Origin of the sequence: Thiomonas sp. 13-64-67 (genome assembly GCF_002282795.1) — a bacterium.
Classification (GTDB): Bacteria; Pseudomonadota; Gammaproteobacteria; order Burkholderiales; family Burkholderiaceae_C; genus Thiomonas; species Thiomonas arsenitoxydans.
The window spans coordinates 1-24,945 of sequence record NZ_NCKP01000042.1; the positions used below are offsets into that span (position 1 = coordinate 1).

Annotated in this window: 26 protein-coding genes; 15 read left to right on the forward strand and 11 right to left on the reverse strand. The window is 63.9% G+C overall.

Going from position 1 to position 24,945, the window contains the following annotated elements:
- The 5 genes from B7X30_RS10990 to B7X30_RS11010 form a co-directional block, all read right to left on the reverse strand.
- Positions 1–327, reverse strand: a 327-nt coding sequence (locus tag B7X30_RS10990) for an ABC transporter permease subunit (RefSeq protein ID WP_502694429.1), incomplete at its 3' end; no start/stop codon positions are given.
- Positions 328–403: 76 nt separating this feature from the next.
- Entirely contained in the window at positions 404–1,591 is a 1,188-nt protein-coding gene (locus B7X30_RS10995) for an ABC transporter substrate-binding protein (RefSeq protein WP_286730597.1), read from the reverse strand.
- A gap of 36 nt (positions 1,592–1,627) precedes the next feature.
- Complete coding sequence (locus B7X30_RS11000; RefSeq protein WP_286730598.1) at positions 1,628–2,407, reverse strand: ABC transporter ATP-binding protein; 780 nt, start codon at positions 2,405–2,407, stop codon at positions 1,628–1,630.
- Positions 2,404–3,171 carry an ABC transporter ATP-binding protein gene (locus B7X30_RS11005; protein ID WP_286730599.1) on the reverse strand — a complete coding sequence of 256 codons (768 nt, stop codon included), beginning with the start codon at positions 3,169–3,171 and terminating at the stop codon, positions 2,404–2,406. The genes B7X30_RS11000 and B7X30_RS11005 overlap by 4 nt, the downstream gene beginning before the upstream one ends.
- 281 nt (positions 3,172–3,452) lie before the next feature.
- Positions 3,453–4,946, reverse strand: a complete 1,494-nt coding sequence (locus B7X30_RS11010; RefSeq protein ID WP_286730600.1) for an NAD-dependent succinate-semialdehyde dehydrogenase — start codon at positions 4,944–4,946, stop codon at positions 3,453–3,455.
- Positions 4,947–5,061: 115 nt separating this feature from the next.
- Here B7X30_RS11010 and alaS point away from each other — a divergent pair, with 115 nt between their 5' ends.
- From alaS to B7X30_RS11030, 4 genes are read left to right on the forward strand one after another with little or no spacing between them, the layout of a single operon-like run.
- Entirely contained in the window at positions 5,062–7,815 is a 2,754-nt protein-coding gene (gene alaS, locus B7X30_RS11015) for an alanine--tRNA ligase (RefSeq protein ID WP_286730601.1), read from the forward strand.
- Positions 7,816–7,830: 15 nt separating this feature from the next.
- On the forward strand, positions 7,831–9,030 hold the full coding sequence (coaBC, locus tag B7X30_RS11020; RefSeq protein WP_286730622.1) for a bifunctional phosphopantothenoylcysteine decarboxylase/phosphopantothenate--cysteine ligase CoaBC: 1,200 nt from the start codon (positions 7,831–7,833) through the stop codon (positions 9,028–9,030).
- A 53-nt stretch (positions 9,031–9,083) separates the two neighbouring features.
- On the forward strand, positions 9,084–9,539 hold the full coding sequence (gene dut / locus B7X30_RS11025; RefSeq protein WP_286730602.1) for a dUTP diphosphatase: 456 nt from the start codon (positions 9,084–9,086) through the stop codon (positions 9,537–9,539).
- Positions 9,540–9,565: 26 nt separating this feature from the next.
- On the forward strand, positions 9,566–10,150 hold the full coding sequence (locus B7X30_RS11030; RefSeq protein WP_286730603.1) for a DUF2062 domain-containing protein: 585 nt from the start codon (positions 9,566–9,568) through the stop codon (positions 10,148–10,150).
- 28 nt (positions 10,151–10,178) lie between these two features.
- Here B7X30_RS11030 and B7X30_RS11035 read toward each other — a convergent pair whose 3' ends face one another.
- A complete protein-coding gene (locus tag B7X30_RS11035; protein WP_013105072.1) occupies positions 10,179–10,685 on the reverse strand; it encodes an FKBP-type peptidyl-prolyl cis-trans isomerase in 507 nt (168 codons plus the stop codon).
- 74 nt (positions 10,686–10,759) lie between these two features.
- On the opposite strand from B7X30_RS11035, the gene B7X30_RS11040 reads away from it, so the two are divergent.
- The 3 genes from B7X30_RS11040 (at position 10,760) to B7X30_RS11050 (ending at position 12,842) form a co-directional block, all read left to right on the forward strand.
- Positions 10,760–11,917 carry a JmjC domain-containing protein gene (locus B7X30_RS11040; protein ID WP_286730605.1) on the forward strand — a complete coding sequence of 386 codons (1,158 nt, stop codon included), beginning with the start codon at positions 10,760–10,762 and terminating at the stop codon, positions 11,915–11,917.
- Between the two features lie 20 nt (positions 11,918–11,937).
- Positions 11,938–12,426 (forward strand): DUF7931 domain-containing protein, encoded by a 489-nt coding sequence (locus tag B7X30_RS11045; RefSeq protein WP_013105074.1) that lies wholly within the window; start codon positions 11,938–11,940, stop codon positions 12,424–12,426.
- Positions 12,427–12,608: 182 nt separating this feature from the next.
- Positions 12,609–12,842: a hypothetical protein gene (locus tag B7X30_RS11050; RefSeq protein ID WP_079668456.1), complete on the forward strand. Its 234-nt coding sequence runs from the start codon at positions 12,609–12,611 to the stop codon at positions 12,840–12,842.
- 105 nt (positions 12,843–12,947) lie between these two features.
- On the opposite strand, the gene bamC is transcribed toward B7X30_RS11050, so the two are convergent.
- The 3 genes from bamC to B7X30_RS11065 are packed head-to-tail and all read right to left on the reverse strand — an operon-like array spanning position 12,948 to position 15,650.
- Positions 12,948–14,096: an NlpB/DapX family lipoprotein gene (gene bamC, locus B7X30_RS11055; RefSeq protein WP_041608906.1), complete on the reverse strand. Its 1,149-nt coding sequence runs from the start codon at positions 14,094–14,096 to the stop codon at positions 12,948–12,950.
- Between the two features lie 56 nt (positions 14,097–14,152).
- Positions 14,153–15,055 (reverse strand): 4-hydroxy-tetrahydrodipicolinate synthase, encoded by a 903-nt coding sequence (gene dapA / locus B7X30_RS11060; RefSeq protein WP_286730608.1) that lies wholly within the window; start codon positions 15,053–15,055, stop codon positions 14,153–14,155.
- Between the two features lie 31 nt (positions 15,056–15,086).
- Entirely contained in the window at positions 15,087–15,650 is a 564-nt protein-coding gene (locus B7X30_RS11065; protein ID WP_286730609.1) for a class I SAM-dependent methyltransferase, read from the reverse strand.
- Positions 15,651–15,765: 115 nt separating this feature from the next.
- On the opposite strand from B7X30_RS11065, the gene galE reads away from it, so the two are divergent.
- The 3 genes from galE (at position 15,766) to ubiA (ending at position 18,258) form a co-directional block, all read left to right on the forward strand.
- Positions 15,766–16,722 (forward strand): UDP-glucose 4-epimerase GalE, encoded by a 957-nt coding sequence (galE, locus tag B7X30_RS11070; RefSeq protein ID WP_286730610.1) that lies wholly within the window; start codon positions 15,766–15,768, stop codon positions 16,720–16,722.
- Positions 16,723–16,831: 109 nt separating this feature from the next.
- Positions 16,832–17,335, forward strand: coding sequence for a Dps family protein (locus tag B7X30_RS11075; RefSeq protein ID WP_013122523.1), 504 nt, complete (start codon positions 16,832–16,834; stop codon positions 17,333–17,335).
- 65 nt (positions 17,336–17,400) lie between these two features.
- Positions 17,401–18,258 (forward strand): 4-hydroxybenzoate octaprenyltransferase, encoded by an 858-nt coding sequence (ubiA, locus tag B7X30_RS11080; RefSeq protein WP_286730611.1) that lies wholly within the window; start codon positions 17,401–17,403, stop codon positions 18,256–18,258.
- On the opposite strand, the gene B7X30_RS11085 is transcribed toward ubiA, so the two are convergent.
- Positions 18,248–19,132: a phosphoribosylaminoimidazolesuccinocarboxamide synthase gene (locus tag B7X30_RS11085; protein WP_286730612.1), complete on the reverse strand. Its 885-nt coding sequence runs from the start codon at positions 19,130–19,132 to the stop codon at positions 18,248–18,250. The two genes, ubiA and B7X30_RS11085, sit on opposite strands and share 11 nt — an antisense overlap.
- A gap of 198 nt (positions 19,133–19,330) precedes the next feature.
- On the opposite strand from B7X30_RS11085, the gene B7X30_RS11090 reads away from it, so the two are divergent.
- Complete coding sequence (locus B7X30_RS11090) at positions 19,331–19,912, forward strand: DJ-1/PfpI family protein (protein WP_286730614.1); 582 nt, start codon at positions 19,331–19,333, stop codon at positions 19,910–19,912.
- A 64-nt stretch (positions 19,913–19,976) separates the two neighbouring features.
- Here B7X30_RS11090 and trxA read toward each other — a convergent pair whose 3' ends face one another.
- Complete coding sequence (gene trxA / locus B7X30_RS11095; protein WP_286730616.1) at positions 19,977–20,873, reverse strand: thioredoxin; 897 nt, start codon at positions 20,871–20,873, stop codon at positions 19,977–19,979.
- A 170-nt stretch (positions 20,874–21,043) separates the two neighbouring features.
- Here trxA and purE point away from each other — a divergent pair, with 170 nt between their 5' ends.
- From purE to B7X30_RS11115, 4 genes are all read left to right on the forward strand, one after another.
- Entirely contained in the window at positions 21,044–21,532 is a 489-nt protein-coding gene (gene purE, locus B7X30_RS11100) for a 5-(carboxyamino)imidazole ribonucleotide mutase (protein ID WP_013105087.1), read from the forward strand.
- Positions 21,529–22,698 (forward strand): 5-(carboxyamino)imidazole ribonucleotide synthase, encoded by a 1,170-nt coding sequence (locus B7X30_RS11105; protein ID WP_156053257.1) that lies wholly within the window; start codon positions 21,529–21,531, stop codon positions 22,696–22,698. The genes purE and B7X30_RS11105 overlap by 4 nt, the downstream gene beginning before the upstream one ends.
- 1 nt (position 22,699) lies before the next feature.
- Entirely contained in the window at positions 22,700–23,716 is a 1,017-nt protein-coding gene (locus B7X30_RS11110; RefSeq protein ID WP_286730618.1) for an L-threonylcarbamoyladenylate synthase, read from the forward strand.
- Positions 23,717–23,915: 199 nt separating this feature from the next.
- Positions 23,916–24,945, forward strand: a 1,030-nt coding sequence (locus B7X30_RS11115) for an SGNH/GDSL hydrolase family protein (protein WP_286730620.1), incomplete at its 3' end; no start/stop codon positions are given.

The window sequence follows — 24,945 nt, forward strand, 5'->3', positions numbered from 1 at the left end:
GCCGAAGGTCAGCAGCAGACCGTAGATCGGATCGATGCCGCGCAGCCGACGCAATGCGACACGCTCTACCCCGATGCCGAACAGGCCGACGAGCAGGGGAGCGAACAACAGCATCCACCAGAAATTGAGATGCAGGTATTGCCCGCCCATCCAGGCGAACATGGCGCCCATCATGAAAAACGCGCCGTGGGCGAAATTGACCACGTCCATCAGGCCGAAGATCACGGCCAGGCCGAGCGAGAGCATGGCGTAAAAAGCGCCATTCACCAGGCCCAGCATGAGTTGCCCGAGCAGTAGGGGCAGGGGGAAACCAAACAATTCAGTCAAGCTGCACCTCGACGGTCAGTCCATGGATGGAGCGTCTCCGGCAGGCATTGCGCGTGCCGGAGACGGGCATCGGCTCTTACTTGTCCAGCGGGCAGCCGTAGGCGGAGGCCGGGCCGAAGGCGTCGTTGCCGGGGATGGTCTGCACCAGCTTGTAGTAATCCCAGGGCTCTTTCGATTCAGCCGGGGTCTTGACCTGCTCCAGGTACATCATCAGCCCGCTCGGGCGCATGAAGCCATCCTTCATATACATGTCGTTGACTTTCATCTTGCGCATTTCGGCCATGACCTTGTTGCCATCGGTCGTGCCCGCGGCCTTCACGGCCTTCAGGTAGGTGAGCGCGGCGGAGTAGTCTCCGGCTTGGAGGAAGGTCGGCATGGCGTGCATTTCCTTGAAGTAGCGCTCGGCCCAGGCGCGCGACTGCGCGTTCTGGTTCCAGTACCACGGCGTGGTCAGGTACAGGCCTTGGGCAGCCGGCAGGCCGACGCTGTGGATGTCGGTGATGAACAGCAGCAGGCCGGCGAGCTTCATGGTCTTGGTCACGCCGAACTGGTTGGCCTGCTTGATCGCGTTGTCGGCATCACCGCCTGCGTTGGCCAGGCCGAGCACTTGAGCCTTTGAAGCCTGGGCCTGCAGCAGATAAGACGAAAAATCTGATGCACCCAAAGGCGCCAGAACTTGCCCAACCACGGTGCCGCCGTCCGCCTTCACGACCTTGGCGGCTTCGTTCTCAAGCGACTTGCCGAAGGCATAGTCAGCGGTGAGGAAGTACCAGCTCTTGCCACCATTCTTGATCACTGCGCTGGCGGTGCCGCGTGCCAGCGCGGTGGTGTTGTAGGCGTACATGACGGTGTAGGGCGTGCACTGTTTGCCGACGATGCTCGACGCGCCCGCGCCGACGACGAAGAACGGTTTTTTGTATTGCGCTGCGATGGGTTCCATGGCCAGTGCCGTGGCGCTGTTGGTGCCACCCATCAGCATGTCTACCCCGTCCTGCGAGAGGTATTCCTTGGCCTTGCCAGCGGCCAGGTCGGCCTTGTTCTGGTGGTCGAAGCTCACCAGTTCAACTTTACGGCCGAGCACGCTGCCGCCGAAGTCGGCGATGGCCATCTTGATGGCGGCCACTCCGCCGGGGCCGTCCACGGCAGAGTAAACGCCCGACAGATCGGTGATGAAGCCGATCTTGACGGGGGGCTCTGCGGCGCTGGCCGAGGCCAGTGTGCCCAGGGCCAGGGTGAGGGCAGAGGCGAGGGTTTTGAGTTTCATGGGAGTCTCCAGAGGGATTTGCGCTTTCGAGCGCGCTTAGACGCCGAGCAGGTTTTGCAGTGCCGTTCTGTTTTTCTGCAAATCCGCACGGTTGATTTCCAGAACGATCTGGCCGCGCTCCATCACATAAAAGCGGTCGGCGAGATGGGCGGAAAACCGGAAGTTCTGTTCAACCAGCAGAACAGAGAAGCCTTTGTGTTTGAGTGCCGTGATCGCGCGTCCCAGGGCTTGCACGATGACCGGAGCCAGCCCTTCGGAGATCTCGTCGAGCAGCAGCAGGCGCGCACCGGTGCGCAGAATGCGCGCCACCGCCAGCATCTGCTGCTCACCGCCCGACAGCCGAGTGCCCGGGCTATGGGCCCGTTCCTTCAAATTCGGGAACAGGGCGTAGATCTCGTCGGTGCTTAGGCCAGAAAAGCCCGTCTTCAGGTCGGGCGGCAGGAACAGGTTTTCCCGCGCCGAAAGGCTGGCGAAGATGCCGCGTTCCTCGGGACAATAGCCCACGCCCAGCGGCGCCACGCGGTGGCGGGGCAGATCGATGGCTTCGGTGCCCGCAACGCGGATGCTGCCGGTGCGTCGACCCGTGAGTCCCATGATGGCGCGCAGCGTACTGGTGCGTCCCGCCCCGTTGCGGCCGAGTAGGCACACCGTCTCGCCCGGCTCCACGGTGAGATTCACCCCATGCAGCACATGCGATTCGCCGTACCAGGCATGCAGATTCTCGATGGCCAGTGCGGCCGGCGGGCTGCCGTGGGTGGGCGGCGGTGCCGATGCTGTCGCCTGGACCGCGGAAGACGCGTCGGCGACGCTGTTCATAGGGCCAGCTCCTCTTCGGCCTCGCCCATATAGGCGGCGATCACCTCGGGATTGCGCGAAACCTCGTCGTAACTGCCTTCGGCCAGGACCTGTCCGCGCTGCATGACCGTCACGCGTTCGCAGATGCTGGAGATGACCGACATATTGTGTTCGACCATCAAAACGGTGCGCCCCCGCGCGACGCGGCGGATGAGTTCGGTCACCTGTTGCACGTCTTCGTGGCCCAGGCCCTGAGTCGGTTCATCGAGCAGCATCAGCTTGGGATTCATGGCCAGCGTGGTGGCGAGTTCCAGCGCCCGTTTGTGGCCATAGGGCAGGCTGGCTGCCGCACGACGGGCCTGGCTGGCGAGTCCGACCAGTTCGAGAAACTGCATCGCCTCGTCATTCAGGCGATCGAGCGCCCGGGTCGAGCGCCAGAACTGGGTGGCCAGCCCGGCCTGCCGCTGCAAGCCGACGCGGACGTTTTCGAGCAAGGTCATCTGAGAAAAGGTGGCGCTGATCTGAAAGGAGCGCACCAGACCAAGCCGGGCAATATCTGCCGGCTGCAGATGGGTAATAGGTTGATTCTGAAAATAAACTTCACCTGAAGTGGGCGTAATAAATTTGCTCAATAAATTGAAGCAGGTGGTTTTTCCGGCGCCGTTGGGGCCGACGAGCGCGTGAATGGCGCCTTCGTTAACCTGCAGATTGACATTCTGAACTGCGGCAAATCCGGAAAACTGTTTACTCAGTCCCTCTGCGCGCAAGATGGTCGTGTTCGGCATAAGCTTCATCCTCTAGAGCGCTTGCATTTTGCTGCAACGCACCCTGGGCGCTCAAGGGTCCAACGCCAGTGGAAACCCTGATGATTGGCATGATTTGGTAAAAGTATTTGAGAATTTGTACTAAATGACACAAACAGTCACATCGAATTAAATACTCCGGCGAGTAAATCATGCTATGTGCCCGCCTTCGGTGCGGGAAATCGCAAAAAAAAAAGCCCACCCGAAAATAATCGGCGTGGGCCTTATTTTGAATGGTTTTTTGATGAGGCAAAGTCTCTGGATTACTTGTTCAAATCACCCAGGCAGAGATATTTCATTTCGACATATTCGTCGATGCCGTGATGCGAGCCTTCGCGGCCCAGGCCGGACTGTTTCACGCCGCCGAAGGGGGCGACTTCGTTGGACATCAGGCCGGTGTTGATGCCCACCATGCCGTATTCGAGTTCCTCGGCCACGCGGAAGATGCGGCCGACGTCGCGGCTGAAGAAGTAGGCAGCCAGGCCGAATTCGGTGGCGTTGGCCGCGGCGATGGCCTCCTGCTCGGTCTTGAAGCGGAACACCGGCGCCACCGGGCCGAAGGTTTCCTCTCTGGCGCAGAGCATGTCGCTCGTCACATCGGCCAGTACGGTGGCCTGGAAGAACCGTCCGGCATTGGGGCCGGTCTCCACCCGCTTGCCGCCCACCACCATGCGCGCGCCCTTGGAGGTGGCGTCGCTGATGTGCTTCTCGACCTTGGCCAGCGCCTGATCGTCGATCAGCGGGCCCAGATTCACGCCTTCATCGAAGCCGCTGCCGATTTTCAGGCTGCCCACGGCCTGCGCCAGACGCTCGACGAATCGGTCGTAGATGCCGTCCTGCACATACAGCCGGTTGGCGCAGACGCAGGTCTGGCCGGCGTTGCGGTACTTGCTCGCCATGGCGCCTTCGATGGCCGAGTCGAGATCGGCATCGTCGAACACGATGAAGGGCGCGTTGCCGCCGAGTTCGAGCGAGAGCTTCTTGATACTGGGCGCCGACTGCGCCATGAGGATGCGGCCGACCTCGGTGGAGCCGGTGAACGACAGATGACGCACCACCTTTGATGCGCACAGCAGCTTGCCGATGGCGATCGACCCTTCGGCGTCGGCGGTGAGCACGTTGAGCACGCCGCGCGGAATACCGGCGCGGTGGGCCAGTTCGGCTGCGGCCAGCGCGGTCAGCGGCGTCTGTTCGGCGGGCTTGATGACCACCGGGCAACCGGCAGCCAGTGCGGGCGCGACCTTGCGGGTGATCATGGCCAGCGGGAAATTCCACGGCGTGATCGCGGCGCAGACGCCCACGGGCTGCTTGAGGACGAGCAGGCGCTTGGTGGCGTCGGGGCTGGGGATGGTTTCGCCGTAAACCCGCTTGGCTTCTTCGGCGAACCATTCCACGAAGCTGGCGCCGTAGAGCACTTCGCCCTTGGCCTCGGCCAGCGGCTTGCCTTGTTCGGCGGTCATCAGGCGGGCCAGGTCGTCGGCGTTGGCCGCCAGCAGATCGAACCACTTGCGCAGGATGGCGGCGCGCTGCTTGGCCGGCAGGGCGCGCCAGGCGGGCCAGGCTGCATCTGCGGCGTCGATGGCGAGCTGCGCATGCATGGGCTCCAGCGCGGGCACCTGCGCCAGTTCGGCGTTGCTCGCCGGGTCGGTGACCGCGAAGCGGCGGGCGGAATCGATCCACTGGCCATCGATATAGGCCTGGGTCTTGAACAGCGTGGGGTCTTTGAGCAGGGACAGCGGATTGGCGGGCCGGTTCATGGGCAGCTCCGGTTGGGGTGAACGGGGTTGGATCGCAAGCCCTAAAATCTAACCTTTTGCATGATCGTGCGCCAGAGCCAGTTCCGCGCCCGTGCCACAGCCACTTACCCGCCCCATGAACGTCTCCGACATCCGCGAAAAATTTCTGGCCTATTTTGAGTCGCAGGGTTCCACCCGCGTGGCGTCTTCCTCGCTCGTGCCGGGCAACGACCCCACCCTGCTGTTCACCAATTCGGGCATGGTGCAGTTCAAGGACGTATTCCTCGGGCAGGACCAGCGTCCCTACAAGCGCGCCACCACGGCGCAGCGCTGCGTGCGCGCCGGCGGCAAGCACAACGATCTGGAGAACGTGGGCTACACCGCGCGGCATCACACCTTCTTCGAGATGCTGGGCAACTTCAGCTTCGGCGACTACTTCAAGCGCGAAGCCATCCGCTACGCCTGGGAGTTGCTCACCATGGTCTATAAGCTCCCGGCCGAGAAGCTATGGGTGACGGTGTACGCCGAAGACGACGAGGCGCACGACATCTGGGCCAAGGAAGTCGGCGTGCCGGTCGAGCGCATCATCCGCATCGGCGACAACAAGGGCGCCCGCTACGCCTCCGACAACTTCTGGCAGATGGCCGACACAGGCCCCTGCGGGCCCTGCAGCGAGATTTTCTACGACCATGGCCCCGAGATCTGGGGTGGCCCGCCCGGCTCGCCCGAAGAAGATGGCGACCGCTACATCGAGATCTGGAATCTGGTGTTCATGCAGTTCGAGCGCTACGCCGCAGGCGAGGAGCGCTTCGAGACCGAAGATCAGGCCACCGCGCGCAAACAGGCCGTCGAGGCCGAGGGCGGCATCGGCCTGGTGAGCAAGGATGGCGAAGGCTACAAGCTGGCCGTTTTCCGCCAGAAGCCCCTGCCCAAGCCCTGCGTGGATACCGGCATGGGCCTGGAGCGCATTGCCGCTGTGCTGCAGCATGTGCACAGCAATTACGAGATCGACCTGTTTCAGGCGCTCATCAAGGCCGCTGCGCGCGAGACCGCGACCGCCGATCTGGGCCATGCCTCGCTCAAGGTCATCGCCGACCACATCCGCGCCTGTGCTTTTCTCATCGTCGATGGCGTGATTCCGGGCAACGAAGGGCGCGGTTATGTGCTGCGCCGCATCATCCGCCGCGCCATTCGCCACGGCTACAAGCTGGGGATGCGCCAGCCGTTCTTCTACAAACTCGTGCCCGATCTGGTGGCGCAGATGGGCGCGGCCTATCCCGAGCTGGCCGAGGCGCAAGGCCGCGTGGCCGAGGTGCTGCAGGCGGAAGAAGCGCGCTTTTTCGAGACCATCGAACATGGCATGGGCGTGCTCGACACCGAACTGGCTGCGCTGCGCGCTGCGGGTGGCAATCTGCTGGCCGGTGAACTCGCCTTCAAACTGCACGACACCTTCGGCTTCCCGCTCGACCTGACGCAAGACGTGTGCCGCGAACACGGCATGAAGGTCGATGAAGCCGCTTTCGACGTCGCCATGGCCCGCCAGCGCGAGCAAGCACGCGCCGCAGGCAAGTTCAAGATGCAGGCCGCGCTCGACTACGTCGGCGACAAGACCCGCTTCGACGGTTACGAGCATCTGCTGGTGAAAGAGGCGCGCGTGGTCGCGCTGTACAAGGACGGCACTTCGGTGCCGACCTTGCAGGCCGGCGACCCAGGCGTGGTCGTGCTCGACCGCACGCCGTTCTACGCCGAATCCGGCGGGCAGGTGGGCGATAGCGGCGTGCTGTTCGAGGGCGACTCCTGCAATCTGCGCTTTGTCGTGCACGATACGCAAAAGCTGCAGGCGGACGTGTTCGGCCACCACGGCACTCTGGAATCGGGCAGTCTCAAAGTGGGCGAAATCGTGGCCGCGCAGGTGGACGGCGAGCGCCGTCTGGCGGTCATGCGCAACCACAGCGTCACCCACCTGATGCACAAGGCGCTGCGTCTGGTGCTGGGCGATCATGTGCAGCAAAAGGGCTCGCTGGTCGATGCCGACAAGACCCGCTTCGACTTCGCCCACGACGCGCCGATGAGCGACGACGAGATCGCCCGAGTCGAACGCCTGGTGAACGAGGAAATTCTGGCCAATGCCGCAACGCAAGCCCGCGTGATGCCCATCGACGAGGCCAAGGGGCTGGGTGCGATGATGCTGTTCGGCGAGAAGTACGGCGACACCGTGCGGGTGCTCGACATCGGCACGTCACGCGAGCTGTGTGGCGGCACCCACGTGGCGCGCACCGGCGACATCGGGCTGTTCAAAATTGTGTTTGAAGGCGGTGTGGCCGCGGGCATCCGCCGGGTGGAGGCCATCACCGGCTTGAACGCGCTGGCCTTTGTGCAGAAGCAGAACGCGCTGGTCGCGCGGCTGTCGCGCACCCTGAAGGCGCCGGCCGAGGAGTCTGCGGACAAGGTCGAGCAACTGTTAGGGCAGCAGCGCCAGCTCGAAAAAGACCTGGCCCAGCTCAAGGCGCAGCAGGCCGCCGCTCAGGGCGACGCCCTGGTGTCGCAGGCCATCACCATCGGCGGCACCTCGGTGCTGCTGGCGCGCATGGACGGGCTGGACGCCAAGGGCTTGCGCGAAGCGGTGGACCGCATCAAGTCCAAACTCAAGACGGCCGTGGTGCTGCTGGCAAGCGCCGAGGGCGACAAGGTGCAGCTCGCCGCAGGAGTGAGTGCTGACCGCGTGGGTCAGATCAAGGCTGGCGATCTGGTTAGTGCCGCGGCGCAGGCCGTGGGCGGCAAGGGCGGCGGTCGGCCTGACTTCGCCATGGCCGGCGGTACTCAGCCCGCGCAGATCGACGCCGCGCTGGCCCAGGCCAAGAGCCTGCTGCAACAGCGTCTCGGCGCCTAAATGCGCGCAGTGGCCATGGACTTGCAGGGCAAACACATCGTTCTCGGCGTCACCGGCGGCGTGGCGGCCTACAAGGCGGCCGAGCTGACGCGGTTGCTGGTCAAGGCGGGGGCGACAGTGCAGGTCGTGCTGACGGCTGCGGGTGCGCGCTTTGTCGGCGCCGCGACCTTCCAGGCGCTCACCGGCCGGCCGGTGTTCGATGACCTGTGGGATGCCCGCGTGGGCAATGGCATGGCGCATATCGAGCTGACGCGCGCCGCCGATCTCGTGGTCGTCGCGCCAGCTACGGCGAATGTGCTCGCGCAGGCGGCGGGCGGCTTGTCGGACGATCTGCTTTCCACCCTGCTGCTGGCGTCCAACAAACCCGTGCTGTTCGCCCCGGCGATGAACCGCGAGATGTGGGGTCATCCGGCCACGCAGCGCAACGTCGCCCGGCTGCGCGAAGACGGCGCGCTGATCAGCGGCCCGGCCGCGGGCGAACAGGCCTGCGGCGAGGTCGGCGAAGGCCGCATGGTCGAACCCGAAGACCTGTTGCAGGACATCGTCGCCGCGTTTCAACCCAAATTGTTCAAAGGCCGCACCGTGCTGGTCACCGCCGGCCCCACCTTCGAGGCCATCGACCCGGTGCGCGGTCTGACCAACCGCTCCAGCGGCAAGATGGGCTACGCCGTGGCCCGGGCGGCGCGCGAGGCCGGGGCCCGCGTGGTGCTGGTGAGCGGCCCGACCGCTTTGCCCGCGCCGCATGGCGTACAGCGGGTGGAGGTGAGCAGCGCGCAGGAGATGTTCGACGCGGTGATGGCCGAGGTCGGCGCCGCGCAGGTGTTCATCGCCACCGCGGCCGTGGCCGACTGGCGGCCGGCACAGGTGCATGCGCAAAAACAGAAAAAGCGCGAAGGCGAGGGCGCTCCGACCATTGCCTTGCAGGCCAACCCGGACATTCTCGCCGCGGTAGCCGCTTTGCCGCAGCCCCCGTTCTGCGTGGGTTTTGCCGCCGAGAGCGAAAAACTGGCGGAACACGCCGCAGCCAAACGTGTGCGCAAGAATGTGCCGCTGCTGGTGGGCAACCTCGGGCCGGACACTTTCGGCCTCGACGACAACCTGCTGGAACTGTTCGACGCTACCGGTCATCACCCTCTGGGCAGCGGCGACAAGCTCGTGCTGGCGCGCAAGCTCATCAATGAGATCGCGGTCCGGCTTGAACGTGCTGGTCTCTGAGCGGTCTGCGCCGCCCTCCGCGATTCAATCGCTTCATCCACCGAGGATTCCTCTTGTCTCAGCCCCGCATCGCCGTCCGCCTTCTCGATGACCGTCTGCGCGAGCAGCTTCCCGCCTACGCCAGCCCGGGCAGCGCGGGCATGGATCTGCGCGCCTGCATCGACGCCCCGCTGACCCTGCAACCAGGACAGGCCGAGCTCATTCCCACCGGCCTGGCCATGCACATCGACGACTGCGGCCTGTGCGCCATGCTGCTGCCGCGCTCCGGCCTGGGGCACAAGCACGGCGTGGTGCTGGGCAATCTGGTCGGTCTGATCGATTCCGACTATCAAGGCCCGCTGATGGTGAGCTGCTGGAACCGCGGCAGCGCGGCCTACACCGTGCAACCGATGGAGCGCATCGCGCAGATGGTCATCGTGCCGGTGGTGCAGGCGCAGTGGGAGGTGGTGGAGCACTTCGACGCCACCGAGCGCGGCGCCGGGGGCTTTGGCTCCACCGGCGCGCACTGATCCGCGCAAACCCATAGGGCTGTGACATGGCGCGTCGCTGGGCCAAGCTGCTGGTACGCAAGTTCGAGGTGATGCAAAGCAGCCCGTGGCTGCGTCCCTTCGCCAAATACATTGCGCACCCGGCGCTGTGGAGCCTGAACCGCCGCAGCGTGGCGCTGGCGGTAGCGGCGGGCATGATCGGCGGCTTGATTCCCGGCCCGTTCCAGATGCTCACCGCGGGCATTCTGGCTGTGCTGGTGCGGTGCAACTTTCCCATCGCTCTGGTGGTGACGCTCTACAGCAATCCGCTCACCATCGTGCCGCTCTACCTCGTGGCCTACAAGCTCGGCGTGCTGGTCAGCCCCGCGCAGGCCGCGCACAGGCTCACCGCGCCGCCCGATTTCGACTGGCTGCACCTCTGGGATTCGACCGTCGCGTTGGCGCACTGGGCCTGGAATCTGGGCACGCCGCTGTTCGTCGGCGTGCCGCTGCTGGCGCTCATTCTGGCCGTTGCCGGTTATTTCATCACCCTGTTCGGTTGGAGTTTGCATCTGCGGCTGGAATGGCGCGCGCGCAAAAAAGCGCGGCTGGCGCGCGAGGCGGCCTGCGCGCAGCAGAAAAACCGAGAATGACGCCTAACAGCGGGTTTTACCGCGGGGTTTATTTCTCGCCGGGGAGAAACAGCCCTGCATCAGCCGAATCGAGCAGCGCGCTTTGGGCCTCGATTTCGTCGGGATCGGCTTCGCGCACGTCGAGCACGGTGTATTCGATGCGCAGCGCCATACCGGCCAGCGGATGGTTGCCGTCGAGCAGCACCTTGTCGTCGTGAATTTCGGTCACGGTGTAGAAGGCATCGGCATCGCCCGGCGAGCAGCCCTCGGGCAGTTGCTCGAACATCATGCCCTCTTCGAGTTCGGCGGGAAACAGCTTGCGGTCTTCGACCAGCAGCAAGTCGGCGTCGTAGTCGCCGAACGCATCTTCGGGCTGCAGGTAGATGTCGCCCTTGTCGCCCACGCCCATGCCCAGCATCTGCTCGGCCATGCGCGGCAGCAGATCGTCGCCGCCGACGTAGAAGTCGTCGCCTTCGGCGTTTTCGTCGATCAACTCGCCTTGCGAGTCTGTCATGCGCCAGGACAGGGTGGCGACAAGGCCTTCGGTAATTTTCATGGTTATGCTCGCTGGAGTTTGAATATGGAAACGGGGAACGACCAAAAGTTCGCCCGCATTGGAACATGACAAAGATGTCAACTGCGACGCTTCATTGGGGGGCCTTCACCGAAGCCCGCTTTCTGCGCGAAATCTGGCAGCGTAAACCGCTGCTGCTGCGCCAGGCCTTTCCGGGCTTCAAGCCCCTGCTCAGCCGGGCGCAACTGTTTGCTCTGGCCGGGCAGGACGATGTCGAATCGCGCCTGTTGCAGCGCGCGGGCCGCCGCTGGCAGCTCGATCACGGGCCTTTTTCGCGCAAGCAGCTTCCGCCCGTCGAACAGCGCAACTGGACGCTGCTGGTGCAGGGGGTGAACCTGCACGTCGATGCCGCAGGCGATTTGCTGCGGCAATTCCGCTTCATTCCCGACGCGCGGCTCGACGACCTGATGATTTCGTGGGCCAGCGAGGGCGGCGGCGTTGGGCCGCACCAAGATGCTTACGACGTATTCCTGCTGCAAGCCGCCGGACGGCGGCGCTGGCGCATCGGTCCGGTGGAAGACGCCACGCTACAACCCGGCAAACCGGTCAAGCTGCTGGCGAAATTCACGCCCGAGGAAGACCTGATCCTCGAACCCGGCGACATGCTTTATCTGCCCCCTGGCTGGGGCCACGACGGCATCGCGGCCAGCGGTGATTGCATGACTTACTCGGTGGGCTTTCGCGCGCCGCCGCAGGGCGAGTTGCTCAAGGAAGTGTTGTGGCAACTGGCGGAAGCGCAGCAAGGCGGCGCGATCTACCGCGATCCGCCGCTGCGCTCGGGGGCGTCTCCTGCGCTGCTTCCTGCGGCTATGGTGAGGTTTGCCCGCGAGGCTTTCAGCCGCCTCAAACCCGACGCTGCGATGTTCGAGAACGTGCTCGGTCTCTACCTCACCACTCCCAAGCCCCAGGTCTGGTTCGAAAGCGTCGAAACCCCTGCAGCCACATTGCGCCGCGCCTGTCGGCAGACGGGTTGTCGGCTCGATCGCCGCAGCAAAATGCTCTACACCGCGCAGGCGCTGTTCCTCAATGGAGAGAAGGTGGATGCTGCATTGGCGTCCTCCGCGTTGCTGCGCCAACTGGCCGATCAGCAAAACCTGAGCGCTGCGCAGGTTCAGTCGGCCAGTTCGGCAGAGCTGGCCGCCTTGGCCGACTGGTGCTCTATCGGCTGGTTGCAACCGGGCCATGAGCGTTCAGCCGAGAGTTCGCCCGAATAGCAAACTCGAGTGACATCCAGATGACACCGCCCAGCCAAGACCTGCCCTTCGAGACGCGCACTCAAGCCTATGCGGCCCTCGGCGCGCTTGTGGCCGATCATGGAGCGAGTCTTTACTGTTTCAGCGCCGACTATCGCGCCTGGCCGTTGAATCAGCCCGCGTTCATCCAGCAACTGGAGCAATGGGCGCTGCGCGATGCCAGACGTCTCGATGCCCTGCGGTTTTTGGCGCTGGACTGGAGCCAGGTGAGAGGCCGTTTTCCGCGCTTCGCCGCGTTCCGCCGCGACTTTGCTCACCTGGTGAGTTGTCGCCAGATTGCCGAAACGGGCGCTCGCGGATTGGTCGAAATGGCAGGATCGCCTCGCTGCGCCGTCTATGCACATACCGCGACATGGATGTCGGGTGAGACCTTGCAGACGGCTGCGCGTGTGCACGCCTTGCGCATGCGTTTCGACGAGGTCTGGGAGCAGGCCACCCCGGCATTTCCTGCGGTGATTCTGGGTTTGTGACAATTTTGCAACACGGCAATTCGGAACCTTGAAATTGCAACACGGGGATAACCCGAAGTCCCACTATACTTATGCGCTGAACTTGATATGCAAACCGGTTCTGGTTGCGATTGGGTTCAATCAGGACGGTAAAGAATTTTTTCGGGCCAACCCCCATTTTGACTGACGCTTAGAGGAAAGTAATGAAAAAGTCCCTTCTGCTGGCATCCATGATCGCCGCTCTCGCCCTGGCCGCTTGCGGTAAAAAAGAAGAAGCCGCTCCGGCTGCTTCGGCTCCCGCTGCTGCCTCTGCCCCCGCTGCTGCCTCGGCTCCGGCCTCGGCACCTGCTGCTGCTTCGGCTCCCGCTGCTGCTTCGGCTCCCGCCGCTGCTTCGGCCCCGGCTGCTGCTGCATCTGGCGCCAGCGCTGCCAAGTAATTTCTTTGCAGATGCAAAAAAGCCGGCGCAAGCCGGCTTTTTTGTGGTCTGAATTTTGGTCGACCATAGCCCTCTAGTGGGCCATGGTCTTGGGTGAGTTACGACCTACTGAATCTGCTGTTGCAGGATTTGCAGAATCTTGCGCGCGTCGTCGGTCTGCAGCGGCTTGCCCTCAAGCGTCTGCACGGTCACCACGGTTTGCGTCCCGGCGTTTTGCAGGGCAATGCGGTAGTCGGCCGGTTTGGGCTCGCTTTCCTTTTTGCCGAACAGCTTGCCGAAAAATCCCGTGCTGTCCTGCGAGGCCTTGAGCGCGGCTTCAGCACTGATGTAGCGCACATCGAAGCGGCCTTCTGCGCGGTTGCGTTCAATCACGGTGAAGCCTGCAGTATTGATCGCCAGGCTGACCTTACGCCAAGCGGTTTCGAAGCCGTCCTGTAATTGCAGCGCCAGGCCGTCGTCCACGAGTTTTGAGGCCACGGGTTGGGCCAATTGCACCGGATTTTCGATGCGTTGTTTCGCCGCCTCCTCGCTCAGACCCAGGGTGACCATGAGTTTGCGCAAAAAGATGGTGTTGAGCCCCGGATCGGGTGTGGCGGGCTCCCAGGCCGTGGTCGATTTGTCGTTGGAGTTGTAGACCTCTTTCATCGTCTGGTGGGTGATGTAGATCTGCGTGCCCTTGCCGTCGGGTGTGCGCTCGAACACCGTGCGGAAGCGGTCGCGCGTGCCGGTGTCGTACAGGCTGTCGAACACCTTGCCGAGATACTTGCGGATGAAGTCCTGCGGCAGTTTGGCCCGGTTTTCCGCCCAGTCGGTCTCCATCACGCCGGTTGTGGCATCAGCCTGGGTGAGATAGAAGCCGTTTTCCTGCCAGAAACCTTTGACTTTTTCCCAGAGTTGATCGGGGCTGGAGTCGACCACCAGCCAGCGTTGACCGCCCGCCTGGTCGATGCGCATGCCCGGGTATTGCGGCAAAACGGTGTTGGTCTTGGCGACTTGCTCGGCGGTTTGCACTCCCTTGTCGTAAGCGAGCGCGCTCACCGGGGCATTGGGGCTGCCCGGAACGACGTATTGCTCTTGTCGCGCAAGTTGGGTGAGGTCGGGCGGCACTTCGAGCGGATTGCCCTGTTTGGCGCTTTCGTAGTCCACTCCCTTGCCCTGAACAACGGTGTTCAGGGATGAGCAGCCGCTGAGGAAGGCGCCGGCGCTCAGGGCAATGGCCAAGGCGCTCAACCGCCAGTGATTGGATAGGTTCATACGCAAGAAGGTCTCGGAGATGCGAAGGGGTGAATGGGGAAAATCAGTGAACGAAATCAGTGAACCACCGGCAGGCCCAGCGCCTGCAAGGCCGCGCGCAACGGGGCGTGAAAGGTCGGTTGCAAGGGGGTCAGGGGTAGTCGCAGACCCGAGCCGATGCGACCCATAAGGCGCAGCGCTTCCTTGACGGGTATGGGGTTGGGCTCGCAGAACAGTAGCTGATTGAGCTCGATGAGCTCGAAATGCAGTTTGCTGGCCACCGCGGCATTGCCCGCCATCGCGGCCGTGCACAGTTGGTGCATGCGGCGTGGAACGACGTTGGCCGACACGCTGATGTTGCCATGCCCGCCCAGCAGCATCAGCGCCACGGCGGTCGGGTCGTCGCCGGAATAAATGGCAAACGAAGACGGAGCGCGCCGAATGAGCTGTGCGGCGCGGTCGATGTTGCCTGAGGCCTCTTTGATGCCGATGATGCCGGGCACCTGTGCGAGACGCAGGGCAGTGTCCACCTGCATATCGGCCACGGTGCGGCCCGGCACGTTGTAGAGCACCACGGGGATGTCGATCGCCTCGGCGATGGCGGTGAAATGCGCCACCATGCCGTCTTGCGTGGGACGGTTGTAGTAGGGCACGACGCTGAGCACACAATCGGCCCCGACTTCCTGGCAGCGCTTGGAGAGTTCGATGGCTTCGCTGGTGGAGTTGGCACCGGCGCCGGCCATCACGGGCACGCGGCCAGCCGTCTGTTGGACTACCGTGCGCACGATTTCGATGTGCTCGTCCACCGGCAGGGTGGGAGATTCGCCCGTGGTGCCGCAGGGGCTGATGCAGTCGGTGCCTTGTTCGATGTGCCAGTCGACCAGCTTGCGCAGCGCGGGGTAGTCCACGCTGCCATCGGAGTGCATGGGGGTCACCAGGGCGACGATGCTGCCGCGGATGACCAGAGGTTGGGAGGACATTGGTCTGCGTGTGCTGCTTGTGAGCTGCCTGTCAAATGGGAAGATTGTATCGGTCTGCCGCGCTGGCGTTGGGCGCTTCGCGCACGGCGGCGATGCGCTGCACATATGCGGGGTGAGGCGCTTGGACAAAGCCGTCTTCGAAGGCCAGTACGCGCAGCGCCGGGCGCACTGCGTCGAGCAACTCGCCGGGGCGCAGCAAGAAATCAGGATTCGACGGCTTGCCCACGCTGGCTTGACCGAGGGCGAAGGTTTCGTAAAGCAGAAAGCCGCCGGGGGCGACCGCTTCCACGATGCGCGGCAGCAAAGGGCGCCAGAGATAGTTGGTCACGACCACCGCATCGAAAGTTTGTTCGCCGTAGGGCCAGGGACCGGCTTCCAGGTCGGCCACCAGCACCTGCGCCAGATCGCGCAGCCCGGCGAGGGCTTCAGCGTTGCGATCCACCGCAAACACCGTATGGCCGCGCTGCTGCAGCCAGCGCACATGGCGACCTCCGCCGCAGGCCACATCGAGCACCCTGCCGCCGGCGCGCAATAGATGGGCGTGGCGCACGATCCAGGGGGAGGGAGGGGCTTCGTTGCGGGCTTCTGGGGTCATGGCGCAGCATCGTAACGGGGCGCCCGCGTGAATGATGTTTGTGCCTCATGTTGACAAGGCAGAATAGGGGAAACCCTTCTCCCTTCCATTCCTCGACTTTCACCGCAAAAACGACATGACCACAGCCACCATCCTCGTCACCGGCGGCGCCGGCTACATCGGCTCGCACACCTGCGTCGTGGCGCGGGTGGAGCGCATCACTGGCAAGCGCCCCGTCTTCGTGCAGGCTGATATTCGCGATCCGGCGCGGCTCGATGCCGTGTTCGCACAACACAAGATCGACGCAGCGATCCACTTCGCCGGTCTGAAAGCAGTGGGCGAATCGGTGGAAAAACCGCTGATGTACTACGACAACAACGTCGGCGGTACGGTGGTTTTGCTCGAGGCGATGCAGCGCGCCAAGGTGCACAACCTCATCTTCTCGTCGTCGGCCACGGTCTATGGCGATCCGGCTTCGACGCCCATTCGCGAAGACTTTCCGCTCAGCGCGACCAATGCCTACGGCCGCAGCAAACTGATGATCGAAGAAATTCTCGGCGATCTGCACCGGGCCGAGCCGCATTGGCGCATCGCCCGTTTGCGCTACTTCAACCCGGTGGGTGCGCACGAAAGCGGGCTCATCGGCGAAGACCCGCGCGGCATTCCCAACAATCTCATGCCCTACATCACCCAGGTGGCGGTGGGCCGCCTGCAGAAGCTGCGGGTGTTCGGCGGCGACTGGCCTACGGTGGACGGCAGCGGCGTGCGCGACTACATCCATGTCATGGACCTGGCGGAGGGGCACGTGGCAGCGCTACGTTATCTGTTAGGCCATGAGGGCATGTTCACCGTCAACCTCGGCACCGGCCAAGGCTACTCGGTGCTGCAGATGGTGCAGGCCTTCGGCAAGAGCATCGGCCGCGATCTGCCGTATGAGATCGTGGCGCGCCGTCCGGGCGACATCGCCGAATGCTGGGCCGATCCGGCGGCGGCGAAAGCCCTTCTGGGCTGGAGCGCCAAACGCGGGCTCGACACCATCTGCGCCGACGCCTGGCGCTGGCAGCAGGGCAACCCGGAAGGCTATGGCGCTTGAGCGCTGCGAATGACTGACCGATCTCTCGTTTTATTGATGCCCCGCGCTTGCGCCGGTTTGCCGCCGGGCGCTATGGTTAGCCTTGATCCAACAGACTGAAAGGAACATCATGAGCAAAAGCACCCTGCATGCCTCATCGACCCCGATTCACATCGGCATTTCGGATGACGACCGCGCCAAAGTGGCCGAGCAGCTCTCGCATCTGCTGGCCGATACCTACACGCTCTATCTCACCACGCACAACTTCCACTGGAACGTGACCGGGCCGATGTTCAACACCCTTCATCTGATGTTTATGGATCAGTACACCGAGCTGTGGAATGCGGTCGATCCGATCGCCGAGCGCATCCGCGCACTCGGCTTCTCCGTGCCCGGCTCCTATCACGGTTTCAGTTCGCGCTCCAGCCTGGCCGACGTGCCGGCGCAGCCGCCCAAGGCTCAGGAGATGATCGGCATTCTGGTCAAGGGCCACGAGGCTGTGGCCAAGACGGCGCGCGCGGTGTTCACCGTGGCCGACGAGGTCAACGATCAGCCCACCGCCGACCTAATGACCCAGCGCCTGGACATTCACGAAAAGACCGCCTGGATGCTGCGCTCCTTGCTCGAAGGCTGATCGGCGTTTAGTCGTTTCCCCGTCATCCGTTTCATCGACGTTCCCTGCGTGGCGATAATTCACGCATGGAACGTTTGCGCTTATGGCTGGCCTTGATCCGTTGGGACAAGCCGGTCGGTTCTCTTCTCTTGTTGTGGCCGAGTCTGTCGGCTTTGTGGATCGCCAGCGATGGCAGGCCGAGTTGGTGGCTGGTCGTCGTGTTCATTGCGGGCACGTTTCTCATGCGCTCGGCTGGTTGTGCCGTGAACGATGTGGCCGACCAAGACTTCGACCGCGCCGTGCGCCGCACCGCGCAGCGTCCGGTCACCTCGGGCAAGGTGTCCACCCGGGAGGCGCTGCTGGTCGGCGCGGCGCTCGCACTCGCCGCTTTCGGCCTGGTGCTCACCACCAACCTGCTCACCATCCAGATGTCGGTCGCGGCGTTGCTGATCGCCATCGCCTATCCCTACACCAAGCGCTGGCTGGCGCTGCCGCAGGCCTATCTCGGCGTGGCCTTCAGCTTCGGCATTCCCATGGCCTTCGCCGCAGCGCGCGGCGACGTGCCGCTGCTGGCCTGGGTGCTGCTGCTGGGCAATCTGTTTTGGGTGCTGGCCTACGACACCGAATACGCCATGGTCGACCGCGAAGACGATCTCAAGGTCGGCATCAAGACCTCGGCCATCACCTTCGGCCGCGCCGACGTGGCGGCGGTGATGGCGAGCTATTGCGCCTACATCGCCCTATGGGCTGCCGTGGGGTGGGCGCTGCAACTGAGCTGGCCTTACTTCCTGGGCGTGGCCGCCGCCGCAGCGCAGGCCGGGTATCACTACACCCTCATCCGCGAGCGCGATCCGGCGCAATGCTTTCGCGCCTTCCGGCTCAACCACTATCTGGGTTTGGCGATGTTTGTCGGGGTCGTCTGCGCTTACGCCATCAAGCCGTGAGCCGTTCCAGTGCCTCACGGTAGCGGGCCAGGGTGTGCTCGATGACGTCGGCGGGAAGGGTGGGGGGCGGCGGTTGTTTGTTCCAGCCGGGCACGCCCTCTAGCCAGTCGCGCAGAAACTGTTTGTCGAAGCTCGGCGGCGAACTGCCCTCCAACCAAGTGTCGGCGGGCCAGAAGCGCGAGGAATCCGGGGTGAGCACTTCGTCCATCAGGGTGAGGGTGCCGTTGTCATCGAGGCCGAATTCGAACTTGGTGTCGGCAATCAGGATGCCGCGCGCGGCGGCGTAGTCGGCGGCGCGTTGATAGAGGGTGATGCTGATGTCGCGCACTTGCGCGGCGAGTTCGGCACCGATGGCCTGCTCCATTTGTGCGAAGGAAATGTTCTCGTCATGCTCGCCCAGTTCGGCCTTGGTGGCGGGGGTGAAAATGGGCGCGGGCAGTTTGCTGGCGAGCTTTAAGCCCTTTGGTAGGGCGACGCCGCAGACCGCGCCGGTCGCTTGATAGTCTTTCCAGCCCGAACCCGCGAGGTAGCCGCGCACCACGGCTTCGACCGGCAGGGGTTTGAGGCGTTTGACCACCATGGCGCGACCGCGCACCTGACTGCGCTCGTCTGCGGCCACCACGGTCTCGGGGTCGATGTCGAGCAAATGGTTGGGCGCCACGTCGTGCAGCAGGCCGAACCAGAACCGCGCCATGCGGGTGAGAATTTCGCCCTTGCCGGGTATGGGCTCGGCCATGATGACGTCAAACGCCGAGATGCGGTCTGTGGCCACCATCAGCAGGCGGTCGGCGCCCACGGCATAGTTTTCGCGCACCTTGCCGCGTGACAGCAGGGGCAGGGAATGCAGGGAGGATTGCAGCAGGGCAGAGGTCATGAGCGAGCTTTCGTGAGGAATGGGGCGATTGTAGAAATTCGCAGGGTTGAGTTTTTCACCCGCTGCGTTTCACAATAGGCGGGCCGCACGTGCGGCAGACTCATGAGAAAACGCCGGGCCGCCCCAAGTTTTCTCATCCCCCTCGGGGGGCTGACGCGAACGCGGCAGGTCTGGGGGCACTTTCAACGGAGACTCGATATGGCTGCAAAACGCATTCTGTTGTTGGCGGGTGATTACGCCGAAGACTACGAAACCATGGTGCCGTTCCAGACCTTGCTGGCCGTGGGCCACACGGTGCATGCGGTCTGCCCCGACAAGAAGGCGGGCGATCAGATGAAAACCGCGATTCACGACTTCGAGGGCGCGCAGACCTATTCCGAAAAGCCCGGCCACAACTTCACCCTCAACGCCACTTTCGCCGAAGTGAAGGCCGAGGACTACAACGCGCTGGTCATCCCCGGCGGGCGCGCCCCCGAATACCTGCGGCTCAACCCCAAGGTGCTCGATCTGGTGCGGCATTTTTTCAGCGCCGACAAGCCGGTGGCGGCGGTATGCCACGGCGCGCAGATTCTGGCGGCGGCGGGCGTGCTGCAGGGGCGCAAGTGCTCGGCTTATCCGGCCTGCGGCCCGGAAGTGCGTGAGGCCGGCGGCGACTATGCCGATATTCCAGTCGATCAGGCGGTGACGCAGGGCAATCTGGTGACCGCCCCGGCCTGGCCCGCGCATCCGGCGTGGATGGCGCAGTTTCTCAAACTGCTGGGGACGCAGATCACGCTGTAACGCGTGTGTAAACGCCATGAAAAACGCCGACTTCGAGTCGGCGTTTTTGTGAGATCCGGAGAACTCAGCTCAGTACCGTCATGCTCAGGCGGCGGCGGTAGCTCTCTACCGTGGGATCGGTGACCGGGGGCTGGCCGGGCGCGGGCTTGGGGGCATCTGCAGGCGTCATCAGCTCCAGAATGTTGACAAAGGTCTTGCGCGCGCGGTCTTCGCTCCAGCTTTTGTCGCGCATGAGAATGTCGAGCAGTTCGTCCAGCGCCGCGGTCCACTGCTGCGCGGCCATGTGTTGCTGCGCCAGGGCGTAGCGGGCGTCGAAGTCGCGCTTGTTGGCGGCGATGCTGGCCTGCAGCGCGGCAACAGGGGGCAGGCCGGGCGCAGCCTGCGCGGCGCAAAGCCAGTCGGCCAAAGCCTGGATGCGGGCGTCGGCCAGCGCTTTGCCGGCAATGGGCTCGAACGCCAGCTTGGCGTCGGCGGTGCGGCCGTCCTTCAGCAGCAGTTCGACATACGCCTTGCGTGCGTTGTCGTTGGCCGGATTGGTGGCCAGGTCTTGCTGCAGCTTTTCTAGCAGCGGCAGCGCAGGTGCAGACGCGGCTTCGGCATCGCTCGGTTCGGCCTCATCCGCCTGCTCCGGCGCGGAGTCGGGAACGTGCTTGTCGAGAAATTCGCGGATCTGGCCTTCGGGCAGCGCGCCCACGAAACCGTCCACCGGCTGGCCGTCCTTGAGCAGCATGACCATGGGGATGCTGCGCACGCCGAACGCAGCGGCCAGTTCCTGCTCTTCTTCGGTGTTGATTTTCACCAGCTTGAAACGGCCTTCGTAAGCCACTTCCAGCTTTTCGAGAATGGGGCCAAGCGCGCGGCAGGGGCCGCACCACGGGGCCCACAGATCGACCAAGACCGGGACGGTATGGGAGGCTTCAACGACTTCGGTTTCAAAATTGGCAACGGTGGCATCAATCATGTTCGACTCCTGAATGAGCAGGGCAAATGGGGGCGGTCGGCGCCATACCAAGGGGTGTATGCAGGCGCACGATCTGCGTTTGGATGGAGCATAGCGGGGCGCGATTTCAAGGGCTTGATCCACGGCTTCTTAAAATCACCCGTTTACAGGCGTTGCACAGGAGAGAGCAGATGGCCGCAATCGGCGTGGTGATGGGGTCGCAAAGCGACTGGGAGGTGATGCGCCATGCGGCGGATATCCTCGTCCGCTTTGGGGTGGCGCACGACTGCCAGGTGGTCTCGGCGCACCGCATGCCCGACGATCTGTTTGCCTACGCCGACAGTGCGCAGCAGCGCGGCCTGCGCGCCATCATCGCCGGTGCGGGCGGCGCGGCGCATCTGCCGGGCATGCTCGCGGCCAAGACCACGGTGCCGGTGCTCGGCGTGCCGGTGCCCAGCAAGTATCTGCGGGGCGAAGATTCACTGCTGTCCATTGTGCAGATGCCCAAGGGTGTGCCGGTGGCGACCTTTGCCATCGGCGAAGCCGGCGCGGCGAATGCCGCGCTGTTTGCCGTGGCGATGCTGGCGGCGCATGACGCGGGCCTGCGCGATCAGCTCGACGCCTTCCGCGCGGAGCAAACCGCCGCAGCGCGGGCCATGCATGTGGGTAGCCCGGCATGAGCAAGTCTGCCGCATTCATTCCCCCCGGCGCCACGCTGGGCGTGCTCGGCGGCGGGCAGTTGGGCCGCATGTTTACCCAGGCGGCGCAGAGCGCGGGCTATGGCGTGGCCGTGCTCGAAGCCGACGAAGCCGCGCCGGCAGCGCAGGTCACCGGCATCCATTTGGCAGCCCGCTATGACGACCCGTTGGCGCTCGACCAACTCGCCCGTGACTGCGCTGCGGTGACGGTGGAGTTCGAGAATATTCCGGCGTACTCGATGCAGTGGCTGGAGTCGCGCGTGCCGCTGGCGCCCGCGCCGCAGGCCGTGGCTGTGTGCCAGGACCGGGCGCAGGAAAAGGCCTTGTTTGCGCGGCTTGGCGTGCCTTGCGCGCCGCACGCGGTGCTGACCGCGAGCGGCGGCCTTGGTGCGGTGAGCACTGAGCTGTTTCCCGGCATTCTCAAAACATCCCGGCTGGGCTACGACGGCAAAGGGCAGATCGCGGTGCAAACAGCCACCGACCTGCCTACGGCATGGACTGCCTTGGGCGGTGTGGACTGCGTGCTGGAGAAAAAGCTCGATCTGGCCTATGAACTGTCGGTGGTGATGGCACGCGGCCGCGACGGTTGCTCCGTGCTGTACGAGCCGCAGCAAAACCTGCACCGCGACGGCATTCTGTTCGCCAGCTTTTCGCCCGGCGCGCCCATCACCCCCGACATCGCCGAGGCCGCGCAGAACGCCGCAGCCACCGTAGCGGAGGGGCTGGACTATGTCGGCGTGCTCTGCGTGGAATTTTTCGTGCTGCGCGATGGTCGCCTGCTGGCCAACGAAATCGCGCCGCGCCCGCACAACTCCGGCCACCACACCATCGACTCCTGCACCGTGTCGCAGTTCGAACTGCAGTGGCGCACCCTGGTGAACGCGCCGTTGCTAGTGCCCAGGCAGCACAGCGCCACCGTCATGCTCAACCTGCTGGGCGATCTCTGGTTCGACGCCACCGGCCAGCAGCGCGAGCCCGACTGGGCCACCGTGCTGGCGCAACCCGGCGCGCACCTTCATCTCTACGGCAAGCACGCGCCGCGCAAGGGCCGCAAGATGGGCCACCTCACCTGCACGGCGGCCACCCCTGCCGAAGCGCGCCAAACCGCGCTGCACGCCTGCACCGTTCTCGGTCTGGAGCCGTTCTGAGGTGAGCGAGGTGAACACCGACGCCCAAGTGCGTCCGCGCGAGATCATTGAGGCCGTGCGGCGTCTGGAGGCGGGCGAACTGGTCGGCCTGCCGACTGAAACCGTTTACGGCCTGGCCGCCGACGCCGAGAACGCGCAGGCCGTCGCCAAAATATATGCTGCGAAAGGGCGGCCTGCCGACCACCCCGTGATCGTGCATATCCACCGCGCCGCCGACCTGGGGCATTGGGCGTCCGATGTGCCTGAACCCGCGCGCAAGCTTGCCGCCGCCTTCTGGCCCGGGCCGCTCACCTTGATCCTGCCGCGCAAACCCGGCGTGGCCGACGCCTGCGCCGGTGGACAGAACACCATCGGCCTGCGCTGCCCCTCCCATCCCGTCGCCCAGGCCGTGCTGGCGATTTTCAAAGGTGGGCAGGGCGGGCTGGCGGCGCCTTCGGCCAACCGTTTTGGCCGCATCAGCCCTACCACGGCGGCGCATGTGCATGCAGAACTCGGTGACGACCTGCTGGTGCTCGACGGCGGCGCCTGCGCCGTGGGCATCGAGAGCACCATCGTCGATTGCACCGTGCAACCCCCGCGCATCCTGCGCCCGGGGCAGTTGCAGGCGGCTGACATCGCGCAAACCCTGGGCGTGGCCGAGGCCGACTTGCTGCGCTCGGCAGACTCTGCCCCGCGTGTGGCGGGTGTGCTGCCGGCGCATTACGCCCCGCGCACACCGCTGCAGTGGTGTTCACGCGAGCAAATCAATGCACGCTGGGGGATTGACGCAGACGCAGACGCGGGCGCGGGGCGGCGCATCGGGGTGCTGGCATTCCCGCCGCAGCCACATGCGCCCCATTCCTCATGGGTCACGCTGCCTGCCGATCCTGCTGCCTATGCGCAACAGCTTTACGCTGCTTTACGCAAACTGGATGCGGCAGGGCTCGAGGAGATTTGCGTTGAAGTCTTGCCGCCATCGCCTGCGTGGCTGGCGCTGCGCGACCGGCTGACGCGCGCAGTGCATGGCTCGGGTCGCTGACGCTCTGCAAGAGCGGGGGGTTCGCCACAAAAGGCGAACATGTATCCTTTTGTTGCAAATCGGCAAACCTGTGGCAAATGCGCAGTACCACTCTTGCGACGCCATTTTCCTTCGGCTACGCTAAAGCGAACGGTCGTTCTTTTTTTGACCCGCCCGCCTGCAGGCCAGCAGGCATACAACAATGTTTGAGGAGATGTTCATGCGGAATCGTGTCTGGATTGCGCTGGCCGCCTCCGTGGCGAGTGTGAATTCGGCCAGCACGGCGCCGGCCGCGCCGCCGAGCGGCGGGTTCAAGCAAATGGTTGTCTTTGGCGATAGTCTGTCGGATGCAGGAACCTACACACCGGCTGTAGTAGCTACGTACTACCAGTACTTGCCTGGTACAACGACAAATCCAGCAACCAATCCCACCGATGCACTAACAGCCTTCGGAGGGAGTTTGATTTCCAATGCAAGCGCAGCCCTTCAACAATATGGAACCTACGGCGGGGAGTTCACCGTAAACCCTGGCCCGGGCTGGGTTGCAGATCTGGCTACTGATTTGAAAGTGCCTGTGCCTCTGCCTAATCAAATCGGCTATGGGTATATCCAAGATCCGACCACAGGTGCGTTCAGTGGGCCAATATTTCCGACGATGAATTGTGTTAACACCTATGGTGCAACAGACTCTTCACTTTGCACGAATTTCGCGCAAGGTGGTTCTCGTGTTGCACAGCAGCCTGGCATTGGTTATTACATCATCAACCCTACAACAGGCCAGCCCTACGTAAATTCGAGCGGGGTTCCCTACACATCTGCGCTGACGGTCCCCGTGAGTACGCAGGTGCAAAACTATCTGGCGCAATTTGGCACTTTCAACAGCAATCAGTTGGTCACTGTACTGGCTGGCAATAACGATATTTTTACGGCTCTGGGTACGGTAAGCGCCACAGTGAAGCAAGCCGTCACGCAGGCCGTCACGAGCGCCCTGCAGCAAAACCCCAATCTGACGCAGGCGCAGATTGCGCAAATCCAAGCGGAGGCGCAGCAATCCGCAACCACTTCCGCAGTCAGTAACGCGCAGAACACCGTCGCGACCGCGGCTGATGAACTGGCCGCTCAAATCAAGCTCATCACCAGCAAAGGGGCGCAGTATGTGATGGTCTACACCTTGCCGGACTCATCGCAGACGCCATTCGGACGCGGTTTGCCCTACACCGGTCTGACGCCGCCGCAAACGCCTCCTGCCG